The organism is Sulfoacidibacillus thermotolerans (assembly GCF_003144315.1).
Classification (GTDB): domain Bacteria; phylum Bacillota; class Bacilli; order Alicyclobacillales; family SLC66; genus Sulfoacidibacillus; species Sulfoacidibacillus thermotolerans.
This window is the reverse complement of the sequence record NZ_MPDK01000008.1, coordinates 21,831-43,511: the sequence shown is the minus strand read 5'-3', so window position 1 is coordinate 43,511 and position 21,681 is coordinate 21,831. Positions and strand designations below refer to the sequence as shown.

General features: G+C 45.2%; 20 protein-coding genes. 13 read left to right on the top strand and 7 right to left on the bottom strand.

Features of this window, described 5'->3' with window-relative positions; all coding sequences use genetic code 11:
* Positions 1-118 precede the first annotated feature (118 nt).
* From BM613_RS06460 to BM613_RS06405, 12 genes are all read left to right on the top strand, one after another.
* Positions 119-643, top strand: coding sequence for a hypothetical protein (locus tag BM613_RS06460; RefSeq protein ID WP_109430355.1), 525 nt, complete (start codon positions 119-121; stop codon positions 641-643).
* Between the two features lie 57 nt (positions 644-700).
* Complete coding sequence (locus BM613_RS06455) at positions 701-3,166, top strand: heavy metal translocating P-type ATPase (RefSeq protein WP_109430354.1); 2,466 nt, start codon at positions 701-703, stop codon at positions 3,164-3,166.
* 28 nt (positions 3,167-3,194) lie between these two features.
* Positions 3,195-3,989 (top strand): cytochrome c oxidase assembly protein, encoded by a 795-nt coding sequence (locus tag BM613_RS06450; RefSeq protein WP_109430353.1) that lies wholly within the window; start codon positions 3,195-3,197, stop codon positions 3,987-3,989.
* Between the two features lie 115 nt (positions 3,990-4,104).
* On the top strand, positions 4,105-4,635 hold the full coding sequence (locus BM613_RS06445; protein WP_181362924.1) for a sulfocyanin-like copper-binding protein: 531 nt from the start codon (positions 4,105-4,107) through the stop codon (positions 4,633-4,635).
* Between the two features lie 48 nt (positions 4,636-4,683).
* The gene (locus BM613_RS06440; protein ID WP_109430351.1) at positions 4,684-5,313 is read left to right on the top strand and encodes a cupredoxin domain-containing protein; all 630 of its coding nucleotides are present in this window, start codon (positions 4,684-4,686) and stop codon (positions 5,311-5,313) included.
* 29 nt (positions 5,314-5,342) lie between these two features.
* Positions 5,343-6,158, top strand: coding sequence for a cytochrome c oxidase subunit II (locus BM613_RS06435; RefSeq protein ID WP_109430350.1), 816 nt, complete (start codon positions 5,343-5,345; stop codon positions 6,156-6,158).
* 27 nt (positions 6,159-6,185) lie between these two features.
* Positions 6,186-8,063, top strand: a complete 1,878-nt coding sequence (locus BM613_RS06430; RefSeq protein WP_219930649.1) for a cytochrome c oxidase subunit I — start codon at positions 6,186-6,188, stop codon at positions 8,061-8,063.
* Between the two features lie 49 nt (positions 8,064-8,112).
* The gene (locus BM613_RS06425; protein ID WP_109430349.1) at positions 8,113-8,697 is read left to right on the top strand and encodes a cytochrome c oxidase subunit 3; all 585 of its coding nucleotides are present in this window, start codon (positions 8,113-8,115) and stop codon (positions 8,695-8,697) included.
* 57 nt (positions 8,698-8,754) lie between these two features.
* Entirely contained in the window at positions 8,755-8,940 is a 186-nt protein-coding gene (locus tag BM613_RS06420; protein ID WP_109430348.1) for a hypothetical protein, read from the top strand.
* Positions 8,941-9,007: 67 nt separating this feature from the next.
* Positions 9,008-9,586: a YhcN/YlaJ family sporulation lipoprotein gene (locus tag BM613_RS06415; RefSeq protein WP_109430347.1), complete on the top strand. Its 579-nt coding sequence runs from the start codon at positions 9,008-9,010 to the stop codon at positions 9,584-9,586.
* A gap of 171 nt (positions 9,587-9,757) precedes the next feature.
* Complete coding sequence (locus BM613_RS06410) at positions 9,758-11,356, top strand: ABC-F family ATPase (RefSeq protein ID WP_109430346.1); 1,599 nt, start codon at positions 9,758-9,760, stop codon at positions 11,354-11,356.
* A gap of 38 nt (positions 11,357-11,394) precedes the next feature.
* Positions 11,395-12,846 carry an amidase family protein gene (locus tag BM613_RS06405; protein WP_109430345.1) on the top strand — a complete coding sequence of 484 codons (1,452 nt, stop codon included), beginning with the start codon at positions 11,395-11,397 and terminating at the stop codon, positions 12,844-12,846.
* Between the two features lie 47 nt (positions 12,847-12,893).
* Here BM613_RS06405 and pcrA read toward each other — a convergent pair whose 3' ends face one another.
* A complete protein-coding gene (pcrA, locus tag BM613_RS06400; RefSeq protein WP_109430344.1) occupies positions 12,894-15,038 on the bottom strand; it encodes a DNA helicase PcrA in 2,145 nt (714 codons plus the stop codon).
* A 132-nt stretch (positions 15,039-15,170) separates the two neighbouring features.
* Here pcrA and BM613_RS06395 point away from each other — a divergent pair, with 132 nt between their 5' ends.
* Positions 15,171-15,794, top strand: coding sequence for a class I SAM-dependent methyltransferase (locus BM613_RS06395; protein ID WP_109430343.1), 624 nt, complete (start codon positions 15,171-15,173; stop codon positions 15,792-15,794).
* A 73-nt stretch (positions 15,795-15,867) separates the two neighbouring features.
* Here the strand turns inward: BM613_RS06395 and BM613_RS06390 are convergent, their stop codons facing one another.
* The 6 genes from BM613_RS06390 to purT form a co-directional block, all read right to left on the bottom strand.
* Positions 15,868-16,587 carry an ABC transporter ATP-binding protein gene (locus BM613_RS06390; protein ID WP_109430342.1) on the bottom strand — a complete coding sequence of 240 codons (720 nt, stop codon included), beginning with the start codon at positions 16,585-16,587 and terminating at the stop codon, positions 15,868-15,870.
* A 22-nt stretch (positions 16,588-16,609) separates the two neighbouring features.
* Positions 16,610-17,311 carry an ABC transporter ATP-binding protein gene (locus tag BM613_RS06385; RefSeq protein ID WP_109430341.1) on the bottom strand — a complete coding sequence of 234 codons (702 nt, stop codon included), beginning with the start codon at positions 17,309-17,311 and terminating at the stop codon, positions 16,610-16,612.
* Positions 17,301-18,221: a branched-chain amino acid ABC transporter permease gene (locus BM613_RS06380; RefSeq protein WP_109430340.1), complete on the bottom strand. Its 921-nt coding sequence runs from the start codon at positions 18,219-18,221 to the stop codon at positions 17,301-17,303. Before BM613_RS06380 ends, BM613_RS06385 begins: the two co-directional genes overlap by 11 nt.
* The gene (locus BM613_RS06375) at positions 18,214-19,086 is read right to left on the bottom strand and encodes a branched-chain amino acid ABC transporter permease (protein WP_109430339.1); all 873 of its coding nucleotides are present in this window, start codon (positions 19,084-19,086) and stop codon (positions 18,214-18,216) included. The genes BM613_RS06380 and BM613_RS06375 overlap by 8 nt, the downstream gene beginning before the upstream one ends.
* Positions 19,087-19,177: 91 nt before the next feature.
* A complete protein-coding gene (locus BM613_RS06370) occupies positions 19,178-20,422 on the bottom strand; it encodes an ABC transporter substrate-binding protein (protein ID WP_219930648.1) in 1,245 nt (414 codons plus the stop codon).
* A 77-nt stretch (positions 20,423-20,499) separates the two neighbouring features.
* A complete protein-coding gene (gene purT, locus BM613_RS06365; RefSeq protein WP_109430338.1) occupies positions 20,500-21,678 on the bottom strand; it encodes a formate-dependent phosphoribosylglycinamide formyltransferase in 1,179 nt (392 codons plus the stop codon).
* Between the last annotated feature and the right edge of the window lie 3 nt (positions 21,679-21,681).

Below are 21,681 nucleotides of genomic sequence, written 5' to 3'. Positions count from 1 at the left end.
CTGTTCATAAAGATTCTGCAAAGTGCGAGCCATAGAGATACAAAATTTGGGCATCATAAAAAAGTCTATGCTGTGCATTGAGTTCCTCAAGAATTCTACAAAGGCGAGGTAAAATGCAGTGGAACGGTTGATCTTGCACAGTCGTTTTGCACTGTTTATTTTTTCAATATCTAGTTATGTCCTTGCTGTTAACGGCAAGGTTGTGTCACTTTATACGAATTTAGACGCGCGTGGTGCCATCGTTTTGCATGCATTAATCAATTGGTTGCTCGTGAGTTCAGGACTTTTACTTGGACTTGGTATTGGTGTCAGCACGGCAAACGGTGCACAGCAAATGCTTGCGGTACTTTTGCCACAGTGGCCGCCAAAGCGCGTGCAATCCCTCCTCCATTCAATTGCCGCGCTCGTGATTGTACTTGCAATGAGTGCGAGTGTTTTTTGGGGTCTCCCAGCACTTGAATTTTTTGTTGACCATCATCCTGTGTTGTTATTTGAGTCTGATCTTTTGTTATATGGGATGGGATTGTTCACAGGGGTGGCATGGGTTATTCTCTTACAATCCTATGCGTGGTTTGGTTTTTTCTTAAGTTCGATTGGGATGTTGATGGTCATTACGAATGTTTTAAGTGAAAATGCGTGGTGATCAAGCAATGTGCAGAGGTTGCTTTAGGTCAAAAGAGGTTCGCTTGGAGGAGACCACGTGAGTGAGTGGCTAAAAGTGAAGGAGTCTGCAACGGGATTATGTGATATGTGTGGGCAAACGGTGCGGTTGCCAATTCCGTCAGGGCATCACGTGTTTTGTTGTCATGGATGTAAAGAGCTGTACGAGGTACTTGGCGAACAGCAAGTAGCAATCTTAAAACAACAGCCGGGTCTTCGATTAGAGTCTATAAAGAAAGAATCAGCAAACGCACAAGCACCCTCTTTATTACAGGCGATCGATCCACAGCGTACGGCATTTCGCATCGAGGGGATAACTTGCCCATCTTGTGCGATCCTGATCGAACAGGTGTTATTACGGCAACATGGCGTCATTTCCGCGAAGTTAGATTTTACTGAAAGCATTGCAGAGATTGCTTTAGACGCAAGTTGCATTTCTAAGGAACGAGTGCAAGCAGAAATTGAAAAACTTGGATATACTGCTCACTCTGTAATTGAGACAGAGGAAGAGGACTTTGCAGGAGCGAAACTCTTGCGGCGCTTTTTGCTTGCGTTAATCCTCACTGCAATCATGATGATGTTGAGTGTTCCGATCTGGTCGGAGTACTTGCCACAGTTTCCACACGCCTTACGAACACTAGTAGTGGGTTTTTTACTCGGATTAACATCGATTGTGCTATTTTATAGCGGATGGCCATTTTTACGTGGTGCGCTTGCTAGTCTACACAATCGCATTCCAACGATGGATTTGCTTGTTTCCATCGGGAGTATTGCTGCTTACGGATATAGTGTGGCGAGTTTATTGACTACGCAACGCTTCCTCTACTTTGACACGGTGGGGTTACTAATCACCTTTTTACTCCTCAGTCGCAATCTTGAATACGCCGCACGGTTGCGGGCCCTTCAAATTTTACACGTAGCAAAACGCTTGATCCCGGAAGAAATGCAAGTCTTGCAAAATGGAGAAATAGTCACAAAACGCGTAGAGCATGTCTTGAGTGGAGAACATTTTGTCTGTGGACATGGTGAAGTAGTACCGGTAGATGCGCGTCTTATCGAAGGAGCAGTGTTGGCAGACGAATCCATCCTTACAGGGGAAGCAAAGCGCGTAGAGAAAGGAGTGCGCGATCTCGTTTATGCTGGATCGAGGCTGTTTGGCGAAAGGGCTGTTCTAGAAGTGGTTCGTAGCACTCAGACTTTGCTTGAGCAAACTGCACAGTATGTGCGCATGGCACAGGCAAAACAATCACATTGGAAGAGGTTGGCCGACCGCATCTTGCAGGTATTTGTCCCTTTTGTTTTCGCGATGGGATTGCTTACGTTTCTTTACTGGGATTTGATACGCCATATTGATTTTGCAACTGCTCTTTTGCGAGCAATTGCAGTGCTTGTCATCGGTTGTCCATGTGCACTTAGCATTGCCACGCCGCTTGCAATCTTAAATGGCGCAAAAAAATTGGCCTCTTTGGGCGTTTTGCTGCGCAGTCCTGACGCCTTAGAACGTGCGGGACAAATACAAGCGGTTGTTTTTGATAAGACTGGGACAATCACCACTGGTCGACTCAGTGTGTTTGACTATTTGCCTAAAGAGCGATCAGAAATTTTCAAATGGATTGCCTCAGCTGAATTACCTTCAGAACATCCTATCGCAGATGCCTTCGTGAGAAAAGCAAAAGAATTAGGACTGACTCTCTACCCAGTCACCTCTTTTAAGGAACTGACAAGTTGGGGAATTCAAGCGGTTGTAGAAGGGCGTACGCTGCAAGTTGGGGCATCCGTCACGAGTGGAGTGGTACCCTGTGAATGGGACGCGGTGCTAGCGCGTTGGCGTACTCAGGGGTTGACTATAGTCTACGCGGTTATGAATGGAGAAGTTTTTGCGGCGATTAGTTTGTCCGATGAATTGCGGACTGGCGTGTTACCTCTCATCAGGGAACTAAAAGGGAAGGGAATCGAACTTGCGATTGCGAGCGGGGATTCAGAATCAGCAACATCCCTTGTCGCACAAAGGCTGGAGGTCCAGCACTTCTATGCGCGGCAGACTGCTTTACAAAAAGCGGATTTGATTTGCAGTTTTAAAAATAGGGGGATTCGCGTTGCGTTTGTGGGGGACGGGGTTAACGACTCACCAGCTTTAGTGGAAGCAGATCTCGGGATCGCCTTAGGTTCTAGCCCCGATATCGCACTCGAAGCGGGTCATCTCGTGCTCGCTCACAATGACATCCAGGCTATTTCGCGCATTCTAACGACCGCACGACTCACTTTTACTGTGATTCGGCAGAATTTACTTTGGGCAATTTCCTATAACTTGCTTGCGCAATTGTTAGCCGTAACAGGAATCGCTTCTCCTGCTTTGGCTGCACTGGCCATGATGTTATCGAGTGTTTTTGTGCTTGGAAATTCGTTGCGTGTGTCCGATTTTTCAGTGCGGCATTATCTTTTGCGTGTCACATTGATTGGAAGTTTTGGAGTGGTGCTATGGTTGCTGGCATTTTATCGCGTTTAGAAGTTGACTTACAGGAGTGAGAAATTTCATGGCATGGCTAGAGAACATGCATGAGCAATGGTTGCTATGGCGCCCAGACGTTGTACTTTTGGTTTTTCTACTCGCATTGACATTTGTATTGTTTGAAGTGCGTATTGTGCGTCAAGTTGCTGCAGATCCACAACAAGAAAAGCGCAGACGCTGGTCTACACCTGCTCGCTATGTCGCGTTTTTTGTTGGAATTGTGTTGCTCTATATCGCATATGGTCCACTTGCCTTCTATGCACAGACGCGCTTTTTCACAGCGTATATCGCTCAAATGTTGATTATGACGATGGCATTGCCCTGGTTGCTCGTCTTTAGTTTGCCGCCAAGTGCGTTTTCTCCATGGCTTACGATCTCCTGGGTGGCTCGGACGCTGCAATTTCTAGTACAACCAGCTTTTGCACTTGTGACTTTTAATGCACTAGTCAGTGTTACATTGTTGCCTCCTATTCTTCCCTTGATGTTGACTGTGAATTGGGTGCATATGATTGCGCAATTTTTCATTTTTCTTGCTGCCATTTGCTTCTGGTGGCCCCTTGCGGCGCCTTTGTCAAAAGTGTCTGCACTTACCCTTGGGCAAAAACTTTTTTATATTACTTATTCAGCAAATTTTATGATGCCGATCATTTTCTTTCTTTTCTTTTCCACCTCCCCTTGGTTTCCTTTCTATCACGCGATTGACGCGCTCGCAGATCAACAACTGGGCAGTGTAGTGATGCTTGTCACGATGTATGTCGTGTATGGAACAATTGCCCTGCGCTTATATTTCCACCAAGATGAATCAATTTGGTATGTCTAAAAAAGTTCTCTTGTGTAGCGAATAAATTACAAATCAAAGGTATAGTTCCGAATTCTTTGTGCATCATATGGGTTGAACTTCCATATCTCGCTTCAGAACGGAGGAACGAACTGACGTGATCTCACGATCGCTTCTCTTGGTAGGCACAGGTCTTCTTTCACTAGTAGCCACTGCTTGCAGTTACACGCCAGCAGCGGATCCTGCAAGCGTGTTATCAGCAAATTCAGTGACACGAACAGTCGATCTGTATCTGACGGCAGGATATAACAGCAACAATATGTGGAATAACTATGACGGATATGCACACGGCAAGATGATCGTCACGGTTCCACTTGGCTATCGTGTTCGTCTCCACTTTACCAATGATGGAGGAATTCCTTACTCAGTGGGCATTTATGATGCAAATCAGCGCGTTGCATTTAAAGGTGCGGGGAATTCAATTGCAGACTATGATTTCAATCCGACTCTTGGCATTGTGCCAGGCGATTCAGCAACGTACTCATTTACTGCAAGTCAGATTGGCACTTTCTACATTGCGAATTATTTATATCGGTTTCCCTCCCATCAACCTACAAATGTGGCGTTAGGTATGTGGGATACGCTGCGCATAGTTCCGAGTGGCAATCCAAATGTCTCAGTCATGTAAGCAGTAAAGTAGTGAAAATTTTAATAGATAAGGACGCGAATGATGTAGATGAGTAAGACTGTAGATTCTGAGGGGCGCTTTCATAGGGATACAGATTGGCAACCAGGAGTGTTTTTCGGTGTACTCGCACTTGTCCTGTTGATTGGGGTGGCTGTTTTATTTGGCCGTTTCTGGATTGCAGGGATCTTTCAAAAAGCATTTGACCGCGTGCCAACGCAAGGCACAGTTCATGTCTTTCAATTTGATTATGCCTATGAGCCGCGTCACATCACTTGGCGTGTTGGGGATCGCGTGACGATTGCGCTGCGCAATATGAGTGATACACATTGGCATGAGATGGTAATCGGCAGGGGATATGATACGGTTCCGAGCGCTTTTGGCGCCATTGCGACACAATTTAAGACAGATTTCTGGGATGGGGTCCCTGTGAGAATCAGCAATGCACATCACGTGGACAATTTAGTGCTCAATAAGGCGCGTGCAACCTTTGTCGGTTCTAAGCCCAATTTGGCTACTGGAGGAGATTTTAGTCCAACACTACAACCTGGTGGGTCGATCAATTTGACTTTTACAGTCCCCAATAAGCCAGGTGAGTGGCAGTATGGATGCTTTGTGCAACAATACATGCACTATGTGGCTGGAATGAATGGGACGATTACGATATTACCAGCTAAATAGAGCGGATAAGGCAAAGGAGGACATAGTAAGTGGGAGATATCCTAGCTTTTACGCTCGTGTGGATTCTTGTATCTGCACTTGGCGAGATAGGCATACAGTCCTTGATTCATCACGGAGTTTACTATTATACAGCAACTACGCAAGCGCTCGACGGCGAAGCTGCTTTTGCGTTTATCATTACGGTGCTTACTCCAGTCTTTGCTTTTATTGTTGTGATGATCGGTTACGACATGATTCGCTTTCGTTCTCGTGAACCTGGTATGCGGCCTAGTCCTAGGCAATTTTACAATAATAAGGTGTTTGTGAGCATTTGGATTTTGGTGAGTATCGCGTTAAATCTATTATTTTTCGTTCATCCGACAGCTTCTGCCGTCGAACAGATGTTTAACAGTGAAAAAGAGCGGTACAACCGCCACGATCTGATCATCAATGTGACGGCGCGGCAATGGCAGTGGTTGTTTGACTACCCACAGTACAATATCACGCAAGCTCAGGATGCGAATGGCAACAGTATTTTGTACTTACCGGTCGATCGGACCGTGCGATTTGTTTTACGCTCCTATGATCCGATGCATATGTATGATCCGTATGCCGGGGTGATTCATAGTTTTTGGATCCCAGCGTTTGGTGTCAAACAAGATATCATCCCTGGAGAAACGCGATATATGTACGTTCACACCAACAAGGTGACTTCCTACAACGTAGATCCGATGGTTCGCGTCCAATGTGCTGAAGTATGTGGTCCTGGACATCCATTTATGGAAGCCCCTGTTCATGTGGTTTCCAATGTCGACTTTATGAATTGGATCAAACAGCAACAAAAATTACAAGCTGGACAATCATAGACCATCGAATTAAAGGAGGGATTCAAAGTGAGTTCAGTCGTTTCTGATATGCACGGTGCCCGCTCAGAACATGCGCGCGTAAAACGTATGCTGCCTCCCGTGGTACGAGGGTTGCTGTGGGCGCTGATAGGATTTCTAGTGATGAACACGCTTGTAAGCGAAGTTTTTGATCGAATGCCCTATCATCCGTTTATAACAAGGGCGTCTGTGACACTCGGGTGGGTTGCTGCTGTAGGGGGATGGATATTAGGAGTTGGTGCATGGGAAGGTGCTGTTAAACCCTACTTAGGATACCCAGAAGAATGGGTAGTGCCTCAAGATTGGCGAAAATATTTTATGTACAGCACAGATCATAAAGTGATTGGTTTACAGTATATTTTTTCTTCGTTAGGAGGCTTTTTAATCGCGGGCTTTGCTGCAATGCTCATGCGATTAGAACTCATGAAAGGGCAAATGTGGATTTTTAACAACCCTGGCGCATACCTGTCGACCGTTGGGGTTCATGGGACGGTTATGATGTTTTCTGTTGGCACGGTGGCTCTCGTGGGGGGATTTGGGAACTATTTTATCCCTTTAATGATCGGTGCTAATTCTACTTCTTTTCCTCGTATGTCTGGTGTCAGCCAATGGTTAGTTCCCGCGGGGATCGCAACGGTTGTCATTAGTCCTGTTCTTGGGCAATGGACGACAGGATGGCGTGGGTATGAACCTCTTGCTGGACAAGACCCTGCAGGCATTTTGTTTTACTATCTCGGGGTTTTTGCTTTAACGACGTCTTCCTTGCTTGTGGCCATCAATCTAACAGCTACCATTCTTTTTAAGCGGGCGCCAGGACTTACTTGGAATCGTATTCCTATGTATGCATGGGGAATTCTTGCGGTTAGTTTGCTGAACTTAATTTGGCTGCCTGAAATTCAAATGACCTTTGTGATGGCACTTTTAAATGCTGTGATCCCCCTTCCGTACTTTGCGCAAATTGGGAGTCCGCTTACTTATATGGAGATGTTTTGGCTATTTGGACATCCTGAAGTGTATATCATTGTTGTACCTGCCTTTGCGTTATGGCAAGAAATTCTCCCTGTAATGGGACAGAAATCACTATTTGCACGCCAGTGGGGAATCATCGGGTTGGTTTTCGTCATGATTTTAAGTGGACTGGTCTGGGCTCACCATATGTTTACTAATATGCGCAACAGTCAAATGCTCCCTTTCTCTTTTTTTACAGAGATGATTTCGATTCCGACAGGTTTTGCTTATCTCGTATCGTTAGGTACGATGTGGCGAGCCAATTTGAAGCTCAATACTCCGACTTTGTATACGCTTATGAGCATGTTTAACTTTCTAATTGGAGGAGTGACTGGAGTTTTATTGGCGGACCCGGTCGTAAACCTTCAGGTGCATGACTCCTTTTTTGTTGTCGCGCATTTTCACTATACAGTAATTGGTGCCATGGTCTTCTCTTGGTTTGCAGCTTTCTTCTATTGGTTTCCTAAATTATCTGGTCGGATGTACAACGAATTTTGGGGGAAAGTTGGTGCAATTTGGGTTTTTATTGCATTTAATATGACTTTTGGACAATTCTTTTTCCTCGGATTGCATGGGATGAATCGCTGGGTACCAGTTTATCCGTCGTATCTTGAACCGATGAATTTTGAGGTTTCACTCTTTGCATTTTTGTTAGGGCTTGGATTTGTATTCAATTTCCTGCATATCGCTTGGATGTGGAATAAGGGACCAGTAGCCAAAGATAATCCTTGGCAGGCAAAAACGCTTGAATGGCAAACAGCGTCACCTCCAGGAGAGCAAAACTTCGATCCCATTCCAAAAGTGATAAGTGGTTTTTACGATTATCGTGATCAGCGTTTGCCGATCAGAAACAGTCCGCAAAAAGAGCCGACTTCTTAGTCTATTAAAGAATTGAGTAGAAGTAACAGTGAGAAAGGAGTGTACGGCTATGTCAGAAGTTACGGATCAGAAGGCTTCGGCGCCCTCGTTTAAGCAAGCTTCGACAGCGAAGGAACTGCGTCAAAATCGCTTTGGCTTAATCTTATTTGTAACGTCGCAGATGGTTCCCTATTTCATGTTAATCAACGATCGGTTTGTATTAGCGGACACATATGTCTCGCGGCGCGTAGACCCGTTGTTAGGGGGATTTTTGCCAACGCTGTTACTGCTTTTAGGAGTCCTTCCATCATGGCTTGCCGTTCGCGCAATTGCGCGCAATGCGCTTTTACAGATGCAACGTCAGTTGCAATTGACCGGACTTTTAGGCGTACTCGCACTCATTGTCATGGTGTGGCCGATGTTCAGTCATCGTTATGACGCAATCTCTCCCTTTGGTGAGATTCACTTAGTTTCGCTCGGCCTCGGAGGGTTCTTTACACTCGCTGCTTTATTCGTTCTTGGTAGTGTGTTGCTTCGTGCTACTAAAGGAGTGATTGGGCCGCAACATTATTTTTCTGTCGAGGCGTCTGCGTGGGTATGGACTTTTAATGCAATTGCTTGGTTAGTTTTGTACATTGCCGTGTACTTTATCTAACATGGTCAGCCTATCAGCAGTGACGTATAGGACAAGGAAGATCAAGGGGGAAGGCAAATGAACGGATTTTGGCCAAGCATCCCGTTTTATATTCCTTATAGCCCTGGGATGCCAAATTGGTGGGATCTAGTCTGGTGGATTTTTCAGTTAGTGATCATGTCAGCATTATTGCTCATACTCCATCTCGTCGCGACACGTGAAGATCAAGTGGGGAACGATGAATCAAAAAGCGATCCTTCTTAGTTCAAATTCTTTGTACTTAGATGAACTGACACAGTTGCGCAAACAGAGATGGATGAGGTGAGAGTTGGTGAATCGAATTCGTTATCATCATTTAGCCTTTGGAATCGCGCTTGCCCTCTGTTGTTTTGTAAGCGCAGGATGTACCACCCTTCCGCAAGCTGATTCGCAAAATTTTAAAGATGCGAAGACACAGAACAATGCAGTATTAAATCATGTACAAGTGACGCCGACATCGTTTGTTTCACGTACTGATCTTTCGCAATTGATCATACGTGATGTCCCTGAAGTGGAGACGGCGGAGGTACTTGAACGTGAAGGGCGTATTTTTGTCGGAGTCACTTTGCAGACGCCAGATGATTCTCACACAGCGGGTATGACACAAAGGCCAAAAAATGGTGCGAAAGACAATCGCCCGCTTGTTCCTAAGCGTACAGCGTCTCCCAAGCCGCTAACGAATAGTGTCAAGCAACAAGTTGCAGCCGTAGTTCACAAAATGATCCCCCACGCAAAAGCAATCTACGTGACCAATGATGAGACGCTGACTTATCATTTTCACATGTTCACTGGCGATCAAGCTACGGGGCGTCCGACGAGCAGCGATCTTGTCCTACATGATATTAATCGGGTGTTTCCTAGTTATTCGTAAGCAAGGGATTTGTAAAAAGAAATTGTATGAAAAATAAGCCATGCCACTCGTTCAAAAGGAGTTGGTGTGGCTTATTGTTTTGTTATATGCTCATGGCTGCAATATATCGGACGTCTTCATGGTATAGTTGTAAACACGTATAGATTACTGAGCTAAGGGAGCAGTTTGTAGATGATTCGTGTATCGAATGTTTCGGTGTCGTTTGGCAGTCGGATTTTGTTTGAAGATGTAAATTTGAGTTTTGACGCTGGGAATCGTTATGGATTAATCGGCGCGAATGGATCTGGAAAGTCTACTTTTATGAAAATTCTCGTGGGTGATTTTGAACCCAGCACAGGATCCGTAACGATTGCTCCAGGGTTGCGTGTAGGTGTGTTGCGTCAAGATCACTATCAGTACGATCAGTTTACGGTATTAGATACGGTTTTAATGGGGTATCAAGAATTGTGGAGTGTCATGCAAGAGCGCGAGAGAATGTACGCATTACCAGAGATGACAGATGAAGAAGGAATGCGCATCGGTGAACTTGAGAGTGCGTTTGCTGATATGGATGGGTACTCTGCTGAGTATTTTGCAGCTGAGTTACTCGAAGGATTGGGGATTCCTGTTGAAAAACACAGTGTGCTCATGAGTTCTATGATCGGTGGATTTAAATTACGCGTCTTGCTAGCGCAAGTACTGTTTTCGCGACCAGATATCTTATTGCTTGATGAACCGACGAACCATTTGGACCTCGATACGATTCGCTGGCTAGAAAACTTTTTGTTGGCACATAAAGGAACAATGGTAATTATTTCACACGACCGACATTTCTTAAATACTGTATGTACTCATATGGTAGATGTGGATTACAAGCAGATCTCCATGTTCTCAGGAAATTATGACTATTTTGTGGCGGCTAGTACGTTAGCAAGAGAACAATTGCTCGCAGAAAATGCGCGCAATCTTGAAAAGGTGGCAGAATTACGGGAGTTTGTCGCGCGCTTCTCTGCCAATAAAAGTAAGGCAAAGCAGGCTACTAGCAGACAAAAACAGATCGAGAAAATTGAGATTCAAGAAATTCGCCCTTCCTCGCGCGTGTCTCCGTACATCAAGTTTACTTCCAAACAACCTCTTGGCAAACAAGTGGTCGCGCTCGATCAAGTCTCTAAGTCATTTGGCAATTTACACGTGTTAAAAGGTGTGAAACTGGAGATTGCAAATGGTGAAAAAGTTGCTCTCCTAGGGGTGAACGGGATTGGCAAAACGACTCTGCTAAATATCATGATGGGGGAACTACTTCCAGATGCGGGGACTGTGACATGGGGAAAGTCCGCTCAACCGACTTACTTTACCCAAGATCACCATGAGACAATTCCTAAAGATACGACAGTTTATGAATGGCTGCGCAGCTTTGATGAACAAGCGGATCAGCAGACGATTCGCAGCATTCTCGGGCGCATGTTATTTTCTAAAGATGAGGTGCACAAATCTACAGAGGTATTGTCGGGAGGAGAAACTGCACGTTTGATGCTCGCTAAAATGTTATTGCTCGAAGGCAATGTGCTTGTTCTTGATGAACCTACAAACCATCTAGATTTGGAATCCATTGATGCACTTGCAAAAGCTCTTGCCGAATTTTCTGGCGCTGTGATCTTTGTGTCACATGCCAGACAACTTGTTGCTGATGTGGCAACGCGGATCATCGAGCTCACGCCTAAGGGATTGATTGATTTTACAGGACCGTATGATGAGTATCTTACAAAGCGCGATGTTCTGCTGCAGGCGTGATGCGTCGCCGGGTGTAACTGTGAAGGGAGAGGCTGTTTATGGATGCATCACAATTTGAAGAATGGACGATTTCTGATCTACAGCAGGCGATGGGTGCAGGGGAAATGACGGCAGTTGATATCACTTTGCTCTATTTGCAGCGAATTGCTGAATTTGATCAACAGGGAAAACACATAGGCTCGGTACTCGAAGTCAATCCTGATGCCCTCTTTCTTGCAAACGCCTGCGATGAAGAACGCGCTCGCGGGATTTTGCGCGGTCCTTTACACGGGATTCCTGTCTTACTCAAAGACAATATTGACACGGCGGATAAAATGCATACGAGTGCTGGTTCTGTGGCACTGGCAAATTCTTATGCACAAGCAGACGCATTTGTTGTGGAACAGTTGCGAAAGGCAGGCGCAGTCATTTTAGGCAAGACGAATATGACAGAATGGGCAAATTTTATGACCGAAAACATGCCAAATGGATATAGTTCGCGCGGTGGACAGGTCTTAAATCCGTACGGGCCAGGTGTGCATGATGTGGGTGGCTCTAGCTCAGGTTCTGGAGCAGCTGTCTCCGCTAATTTTACCGCATTTGCAATAGGGACGGAAACTTCAGGGTCGATTTTGAGTCCTGCAAGTCAAAATTCGATCGTAGGATTGAAACCTACAATAGGATTGATTAGCCGCAGAGGAATGATTCCGATTGCTTTTAGTCAGGATACAGCTGGGCCTATGGCGCGCACAGTGCGAGACGTTGCTCTTGTGCTAGGCGCTTTAACAGGTGTGGATAAGCAAGATTCAGCGACGTATGCGGGTGAGAGGCTGCGATTGGCAGATTACTCTTTCGGGTTAACGACGGCTGGCTTAAACGGTGCGCGCATTGGCGTAGCGCGCGAACCGTATTTCCATGAACTTACGAAGAGCCAAGTGGCACTGCTTGATGCGGCGATCCAAGTGATGAAAGACTGTGGAGCCCGCGTACAAGATCCGGTCGTACTCCCTAGTGCGAATGAAGAAACAGATTATGAGGTTTTGGTCTATGAGTTTAAAGTAGCCTTAAACGCTTATCTGCAACGACTTCCGTCTACAGTTCCAGTACATTCATTGGCCGACGTGATTGCTTTTAACGAAGAACATGCTGCGATTGCACTAAAATATGGCCAGACAATCCTAAAGCAGTCTGAAATGACGAGTGGAACGCTTGTAGAGCCTAAGTATATTTATAGTCGATTGCGTGATTTGCGCCAGTCTAGAGAGCGTGGTCTCGATGTGGCATTTTTCGAGCAGGGTTTTGAAGCGGTCGTTTTCCCCGCACATTTTGGCGCGGATATAGCAGCAAAAGCTGGTTACCCTTCCCTGACCGTCCCGGCAGGATATGATGACAAAGGGTTCCCCATCGGCGTTACATTTTGTGGTCCAGCGTTTAGTGAACATAAGCTATTGCAGTTTGGTTATGCTTTTGAACAGGCGACAAGGCATCGGATTTCACCCCAATTGCTCTAAACGTCTACTCATACTACACAGATGTTGCGATAAGCGTAATTTTTATATCACGAGTCGAGCACACGTAGTTTTGTGAGGCTCGGCTTTACCCATTTTGTGCCATGGCGCGAGTGGAAGGTGATAGCGATTGATAAGTCTTCTTCAGCCCCGTTTAGGTCTGTAATCACACCTGTTCCATACTGAGGATGACGGACTGTAAGCCCGATCGTAAAGTGTGGGGTGACATGACCATCATGCCCAGAACGTTCTATGAAGTCAGCAGGGATTTCTTCTAAAAAACGGGAAGGATCATTCATTTGCAATTGGCCAAAGATGGATCGTTCTGTGCAATAACTGATGTGCAGTTTTTCCCGCGCGCGCGTAATCGCTACATAGCAGAGATTGCGCTCTTCTTCAATCCCCTCCAGAGTATCCATGGATCGCGCATGAGGAAAGATCGTCTCTTCTGCGCCTACGAGAAAAACAACAGGAAATTCAAGACCTTTAGAAGCGTGCATTGTCATCATGTGGACAGCATTTTCCGTTTTCCCTGACTCCTTGTCAAGATCGGACAACAGGGAGGTTTCAGCTAAAAAATCGGCAAGTGTACCGCGACGTCGACGATCAAAGGCGCGTGTTACCGTCAATAATTCGGCTAAATTTTCTAGGCGATTTTGATCTTCCTCTTTATGACTTGTTTCATACATTTCGCGATACCCAGTTTTGCGCAGTACTTCTTCCACAAATTCGGTGACAGATAATCCTTCTTGCATATCATGAAGGTCAACAATGAGTGAGTAGAATTTCTTAATTGCTGCAGTAGCTTTTGCGCCGACCTCAGCTTCCTCTACGCGTCCCATGGCTTCGAGAAGACTTAGCTCATGATCATGTGCAAAATCTAACATGCGTCGAATGGTTCCCTCGCCAATGTTACGCTTTGGGACGTTTACGATGCGCAAAAGTGAGATCTCATCTTGAGGGTTGGCGATTGTTTTTAGATAAGCCATGACATCACGAATTTCACGTCGATCGTAAAAAGTCAAGCCTCCCAAGATTTTATAGGGAATCGCTGCTTGTAAAAAAGCTTCTTCAATGGCTCGTGATTGAGCATTGGCGCGATAGAGGACCGTACAATCACGATACTGTCCCCCTGCCCCAACATGTTCTTGTACTTTTGCGATCACATAAACGGCTTCGTCTGTCTGATCGAGTGCAGCATAGACGGAGATTTTTTCTCCTTGTCCATTGGCGGACCACAGCCTTTTTTCTTTACGCTGTTGATTGTGCGCTATGACAGCATTTGCAGCTTCGAGAATGGTACTTGTCGAACGGTAATTTTGCTCTAATTTGATGATGGTCGCTTCAGGATAATCGCGTTCAAAGTTCAAGATATTTGAGATGTCCGCTCCGCGCCATCTGTAGATCGCCTGATCAGAATCGCCAACTACGCATAGATTGCGGTGCTTATCTGCCAGTAGACGCACTAGTTGATACTGTGCACGGTTGGTATCTTGATATTCATCGACATGAAGATAAAGAAACTTCTCTTGGTAGCGTTCAAGAACATCCTGACGTGTTGAAAATAGATGAACCGTATGAAAGATCAGATCATCAAAGTCAAAGGCGTTGATGCTGGCGAGTTTTTCTTGGTATGCTTGATAGACATTTGCTGCGATTGAGTCAAGCAACGTACTACTCGCGGTTTGTTTCATTTGTTTTGGAGACAATAATTCATTTTTGGCGGAAGAAATCTTCCATTGTAATATCGCAGGATCGAATTTTTTCATGTCGTAATTTAAATCAAGCATGCATTGTTTGATAGCAGCACTTTGATCTTGCGCATCGAGAATGGAAAAATTATTTTCATAGCCGAGTTGTTCTGCTTCACGGCGCAGGATTTTTACGCACATGGCATGGAATGTGCTCATCCACATATCTTGTGCGCGATCACCGACTAACTTACGTACGCGCTCATTCATTTCTTTGGCCGATTTATTTGTAAAGGTGATGGCTAGAATATTCCATGGTTCCACTTTCCGAACGCCTAATAAAAATGCGATGCGGCGAGTCATTACACTTGTTTTCCCTGAGCCGGCGCCAGCGATGATCAAGAGCGGCCCTTCCGTTGTCTCAACGGCAAGTTTTTGTTCTGGATTTAATCCAGATGTGATAGATGAAGGATCAATCTGAGATGTTGGGTGAAGGACTGCCATTTCAACCTCCATGTCTTGCTTTCTGTTTTCTCAACCTTTTGTAGGGTAGCATGAGTAAACGGGGAATAAAAGACTTGATCTTGACGGAAAACAATGGTTTGTTTATAAGGATCGTGAAAGGATCGTGGAAGTGTGAAAAATAAAGTGAATCACCCACAATTTACTAAATTATATATTTGGGGACAAGGCATATTGGAGGCTTATGTGGGAGACATACGCGCACTGCAAAATCAGCGCGCCATTGGTCGAACGTTGATCGTGGGGGCTGGTACCGGATTAGATCTACATTCCCTAAATCCTGGAGTGACAGAGGTTGTACTCCTCGAACCTGATCCAGCGATGACTCGTTATTTGCGTAAACATTATCCAGATTTCATGGTGGTGCAATCTTCTGCAGAGTGTATGGAGCTTGCAAGTGACCAGTTTGATACTGTAATTACAAGTCTCGTTTTGTGCTCTGTAGAGGATGTGGCGCAAACTCTTCATGAAGTTTGGCGCGTTTTAAAGGGGAATGGAAATTACCTCTTTTTTGAACATGTGCAACATGAATCGACATGGCCGAGGCGTGTACAAAATCTAGTGAATCCACTATGGCGCAAGGTAGCCGGTGGGTGTCAGTTGAATCGGGACGTTCGCAGTGAAATTCTTGAGTCGCCTTTGATTTTAGAGGAGTACCGCGTGGTTAAGCCCAACCTGATTGCGCCGATGATTGTAGGGAGGGCGGTTGCATCTCGCTCCAGCAAACAGAGACGCTAGAAAAAGGACGGTCTAAAAGGGCAGGTGCCCCGCATCAGACCGTCACTTTTGATAGATTGTGCTGTTGCTGTTATCATGAGGAGTGTCCAGAGACACCAAAATAAGCGCGGTTTAAGGCGTCGTTCATTTTTAGTTCCTCGACTGTACCGGAAAAAGCGATGTGTCCTGCATCAAGCACATAGACTTTGTCTGCAATGTCAAGAAATTTTACATTTTGTTCCGCGATAAGAAAGGATAATCCTTGTTTTTGGAATCGAGATAAAATTTGGATGACTTCCGTGACCAGCAAAGGAGCAAGCCCCGATGAGGGTTCATCCATAATTAATAGTTGTGGGTGACTCATTAAGGCTTTTGCAGTGCTTAGCATCTTGCGTTGTCCACCGCTCAAACTGCCTGCAAGTGCTTTTCGTTTTTCCTTAATGGCAGGAAATTCCTCATACATTTCCTCCATTCGCTGCAGCACTTCGCGCTTTGAAGAATAGTAGCCGCCAAGTCGTAAATTATCTTCTACAGTCAGGCTTGGAACCACGCCAAGTTCCGAGACAAAGGAAATCCCTTTACGAATTCGATGATCAATGCGTAAGTTCTGAATGGGGTCTTCATGATAGAAAATTTGCCCGCGCCAAATTTGCATAAGACCAACAAGCGACTGGAGCAAAGTGCTCTTTCCTGCACCGTTTGGTCCTAGTACAAGCACGCGCTCTCCTTGATTCACTTCAAGTTCAATATCCCATAATATTTGCATTTTCCCATATCCCACATCAAGTTGCGTGGCACGAAATAACTTCGCCATCTTAACACCTCCATTCCCTGTTTTATCTGCCTAGATATACTTCTACTACACGCTCGTCTTTTGCTGCGGAGGCGAGGTCACCTTCGAAAATTTCTTTTCCGGCATTCATGACAATGACACGTTGTGTCAATTGATTAACAAATCCTAGCAAGTGTTCGACGACTAATAAAGAGATGCCCCGGGTAGCGAGTGTGAGTAGTTTTTCCGCTACATCGTCTAACTCAGAGGGGCTTAATCCAGCTGCTAATTCGTCAATTAATAACAAGGAAGGTCCACTGGCAAGTGCGCGCGCGAGATCAAGCAATTTTTGCTGTCCACTTGTCAGGCTGCCTGCTTTGCGATGGGCTACGTTTTTTAGACCGACAAATTCTAAAGGATCTCCGATCTCTGTGTGTTTGTTCGTGGCATGGACCACGAGAATATTTTCCGCGACCGTGAGTTCACGAAATGGCTTAGGGACTTGAAACGTTCGATTGATTCCTAATCTAGCCATTTTGTGAGGGGCTTGTCCGGCGATGGTTTTGCCAAGAAAGCGCAGGTTTCCACTGTCAGGCTTATACAATCCAGAAATCACATTGATACAAGTAGTTTTTCCAGACCCATTAGGTCCGACTAAACCCATAATTTCTCCTTTGTGTAAAGTAAATGTGACCCCGTCAAGTGCGCGAAATCCGCCAAATGTCTTTACAAGGTTTGTTACCTCTAATAGTGGTTCACGGGACATAAATCCCCCTCCTTGTGAGTAGCGACATTAAGCCATTTGGCAGGAAGAGAACGAGAGCCATGATAAGTACGCCATAGATTAATTGGAAGTATTGAGGCGAAGAAATTCCAATCGCGTTATAGAGCCCGTAGAGTAAGATCGTCCCCACTACGGGGCCAAGAACGGTAGTCCCTCCACCAAATAGCGTGAAGACAATCGCGAAAATACTGACGGATAGGTCAAATACAGTATTCGGATAAAATACAGAGATATGCCAAGCGTATGTGGCGCCGACCAGACCAGCGAGCACAGCCGTGGCAAGCCAAACAAATACGCGTGTGCGTACGACGTGAATTCCTGCCATTTCTGCGCTTACGGGGTCTTCGCGTATGGCAATCAGCGACATGCCAAATCGCGAACTACGCAAATAGGTTACAAACGCAGTAGCTAACACTAAGAGTAGTAGCATCACGACGTAGCTTGTCTGTTCGTCAAAAATACCCGCTAAGTTCACTCCATAAGGTCCACCCGTTATGGGTTGTAAACTGTCATTAGATACCACATTATAGAGAATTTCAGAGGCCGCGAGTGATCCAATGGAAAAATAGGCGCCTGAAAGTCGCAATAAAGGGGAGAGTACGAGGCCCGCAAGCAGTGCGGAGAAACCTCCAAGAATGACAGCCACGAGAGCGGGTACATGCAGTAAATTTACAGCGATCGCGGCCCCATAGGCACCTATTCCAAAAAAACCTACATAACCAAAGGGGAGATATCCTGTAAAGCCATATAAAATATTTACTCCTTGTGCCAAAGCCATGAAAACCATCATTTGAAAAATCAAGGACTGATTTTGATAGATGGAGGGCCCGACGGCGAAAAGGAGGAATAATAGCAAGATAATCAAAACATTGGCGAGCATTCGTTTACGCATTGCGTTCCCTCCTGCCAAGTAATCCACTCGGGCGAAACAATAAAATTAAAATTAGGAGTAAGTAGGGGACTAGACTCGACCAGCTAGGAAGGTACGTTTGCATGAGCATTAAACAAATGCCGTAAATTAATCCGCCAAGAATTGTTCCTAGTGGATTTCCTAGTGATCCAATTACGATGACCGCGAAAGAAGTTGTTGTCAGATCGACTCCCATAGACGGATAGATTCCCCCAAGGACAAAAGGTGTCATAGAACCCGCGGTGATGGCAAGTGCAATACCGATGGCAAATGCGATCGCAGAGACGCGATGAACATTGATGCCGCTACTCATCGCTTCTGTGCGATGTCCCATGATTGCTCGTGTGGCGATGCCGATTTTCGTGTGATAAAGATATCCGTACATAAATGCCATTGCGAGCAAGCTAATAAGGACGGCTACAATCCAGGACATTTGAATGGATTGACCGAAGATGTTTACAGGTTGTGAACCGAATACGGTCGGATTGACCGTATCAGGATTCGTTCCAAAAGCAAAACTTGCCAGTGATTCGATCACTTGCGAGAGGCCAAAAAACAAAATAAGCGATAACATCTCTGGATCGCGCGATTTTAAAAGTCGTGGAACAAACCCATAGTAAAGGGGAATGCCAATGGCTAAAAAGATAACCAGTTCAATCCCAAGAGCTATAAGTGGATTTAAATTCCATACAGAGTAGGCGAGATATACGCCAAATGCACCGAGCATTACAAAGTCTCCGTGAGCTAAATTCACAATTTTCATAACGCCAAAGATAAAATTTAAGCCAAGACCCATTAACCCATAAAAGATGCCAATGAGAATTCCTGAGATCAATGTGAACAACATAAGGGTTTAACCTCCGAACGAAAGGGGGTGACAGCATGAGTACAAACACCGCCCGCACGCTCAATGAAGTGTCGGGCGGTGTTTGTACTGATTATTTCAAGATGTTCATTGCTAAATTACCAGAACTATTGAGCGTGAACTGGCCGACAGGAAGTGTTTCCCCTGTTTGCGCACCTTCGCTGTTAATTTGGAAAGTTCCATCAAGTGTATTCATTTGTCCAGAGAAGCTTGAGACAGCTTGTCGCAATGCACTTTGACTGAGGCTTGGTGAAGTTTCAAGTGCTTTTTGAATGACTAAACCGGTTGTGTACCCAGCTACATTTAGAAAATTGATGTGGTTCTTTCCTGAGAATTGTTCGAATTTCTGTTCAAATTGCGGGAGTGGGAGTCCGTAATTGACGTTTGTGTAGTTGATGTATGGCGGCGTCGGATAAGTATAGAGGCCGCTTAATTGCTGTTTGGAAAAATCTTTTTCAAACATCGTAGGAAGTTGTCCCGGGAAGATCATAAAGGTTTTGTTAAACTTCACGCCTGTTGATTGTACAGCCTGTAAAAAAGCAATGTCATTATTGGGATATCCGAGTTCCACGACCATTTGCGGATTGGTAGCGGCGAGATTGTGAACGAGTACACTGTAATTAGACGTAGATGTAGGTACACCCGTATTATAAACAGGGGTGATGCCAGCAGCCTGCAATTTTTGAACGAGTGTAGCTTCTTGCGATTGGTCGAAGTCATTCTCGCAATATAAAATTCCTACTTTTTTAATTCCAGATTGAATGATGTAGTTTGCGAGACTGTTTGGCCAAATCTGTGACGTTGGTAAAGAAGTAAGCACAATGTAAGGATTGTTTGGGGTAAAGAATGAGGCCCCTGTTCCCGTTTGGTCGAACAGGACCATCTTATTTTCTTGTGCAATCGGCACAGCGACCGAAGTCAACACGGATCCAAAATCGGAAACTAAAACATTGACGTGATTTTGGGTAATGAGTTGGTTATAAAGGTTGATTGCTGTCGAGGCGCTACTTTGATCATTATAAGAGACAAGCTGAATCTTTTCTTTTTTTCCTGTAGCCTTGACAAGCACGCCTCCCTTTGCATTGACCTCATGAGCCCAAAATTGTAGGCCTTGATATTCTGGCATGGACGATGTGGCAAAGGCGCCCGTAGAAGCGTAGAGTGTTCCTACTGTAATGACATTCCCTGATGAAGCTCCAGTTGTGCTTGTAGTGCTCTGTGATGTAGAAGTGGCACTGTTTGTGCCACACCCTGCGAGCACTGCGAGTGCAGTCGTTGCACTGGCAGCGGTTACAAGAATACGTTTCCAATTTGACACGATATGGCCCCCTCTTATCTTTCTATTTTAACTGCAAGCAATTCTTAGATTAGTTTTTACATAGAGTAAAGTCAATGTCAGTGACTGATGATTCGAAGTTTAGACGCGATTTGCGCTGCTTTTTGACGTGCCGTCACAGGATCTGTGGAGCTTGCGAGCGCGACGGCAATGCGTCGTCCTTTGGTTGTATTGGGCTTTCCAAAAATGCGCAACTGTGAGTTTTCAATTGCGAGCGCCTGTTCAATTCCTGCGATTTCATAGACATCGCTCGCAGTCTCTGCTTTGATTGCATGACTAGCACCTGGAGTTAACAATTCGATTGTGGGGATCGGGAATCCTAAAATTGCGCGAATATGAAGAGCAAACTCGGATAAGTTTTGTGTGATTAGTGTAACAAGTCCTGTATCATGCGGTCGAGGAGAAACTTCACTAAAAAACACCTGATCGCCTGCGATGAAAAGTTCCACACCAAAAACGCCAAATCCTCCAAGCGCATCAGTGATACTTTTGGCGATCGATTTTGCTTCATCTTGTTGCTGTTTCGTTAAAAAATGTGGTTGCCACGATTCAATATAATCTCCGTCAGCTTGGCGATGTCCAATGGCTTCACAAAATGCTGTGCCTGAAATTGAGCGAACGGTTAGGAGTGTAATTTCAGAATCGAAGTGAATAAATTCTTCCACAATCACACGCGTATTTTTTGCTCTACCACTTGTCATTGCGTACTGCCATGCATGAGATAAATCATCGCGAGAGTGACAAATACTCTGCCCTTTACCTGATGAGCTCATAATTGGTTTGATAACACAAGGAAATCCAATTTTTTCGCTAACGCTGTGTAATTCCTCCATAGAGTTCGCAAATGCAAAACGGGCGGTGCGCAAGTGAAGGGATTCTGCGGCAAGGCGGCGTATTCCTTCGCGATCCATTGTCAAACGAGTTGCATTTGCAGTAGGGATGACGTGAAATCCATCATTTTCTAACTCAATTAAAACGGATGTGGCGATCGCTTCAATTTCAGGCACGATCAGATCAGGTTGCTCGCGCAAAATGACATCGCGTAGTAACGATGCATCTAGCATATCGATCACATACGAGCGATGTGCAACTTGCATGGCAGGAGCGTGCTCATACCGATCGACGGCAATAGTTTCCACACCTAAGCGCTGCGCCTCGATCAAAACTTCTTTGCCGAGTTCTCCCGCACCAAGAATCATTAATTTTTTTGCATGAGGGCGATATGGGGGTCCGTACATTTT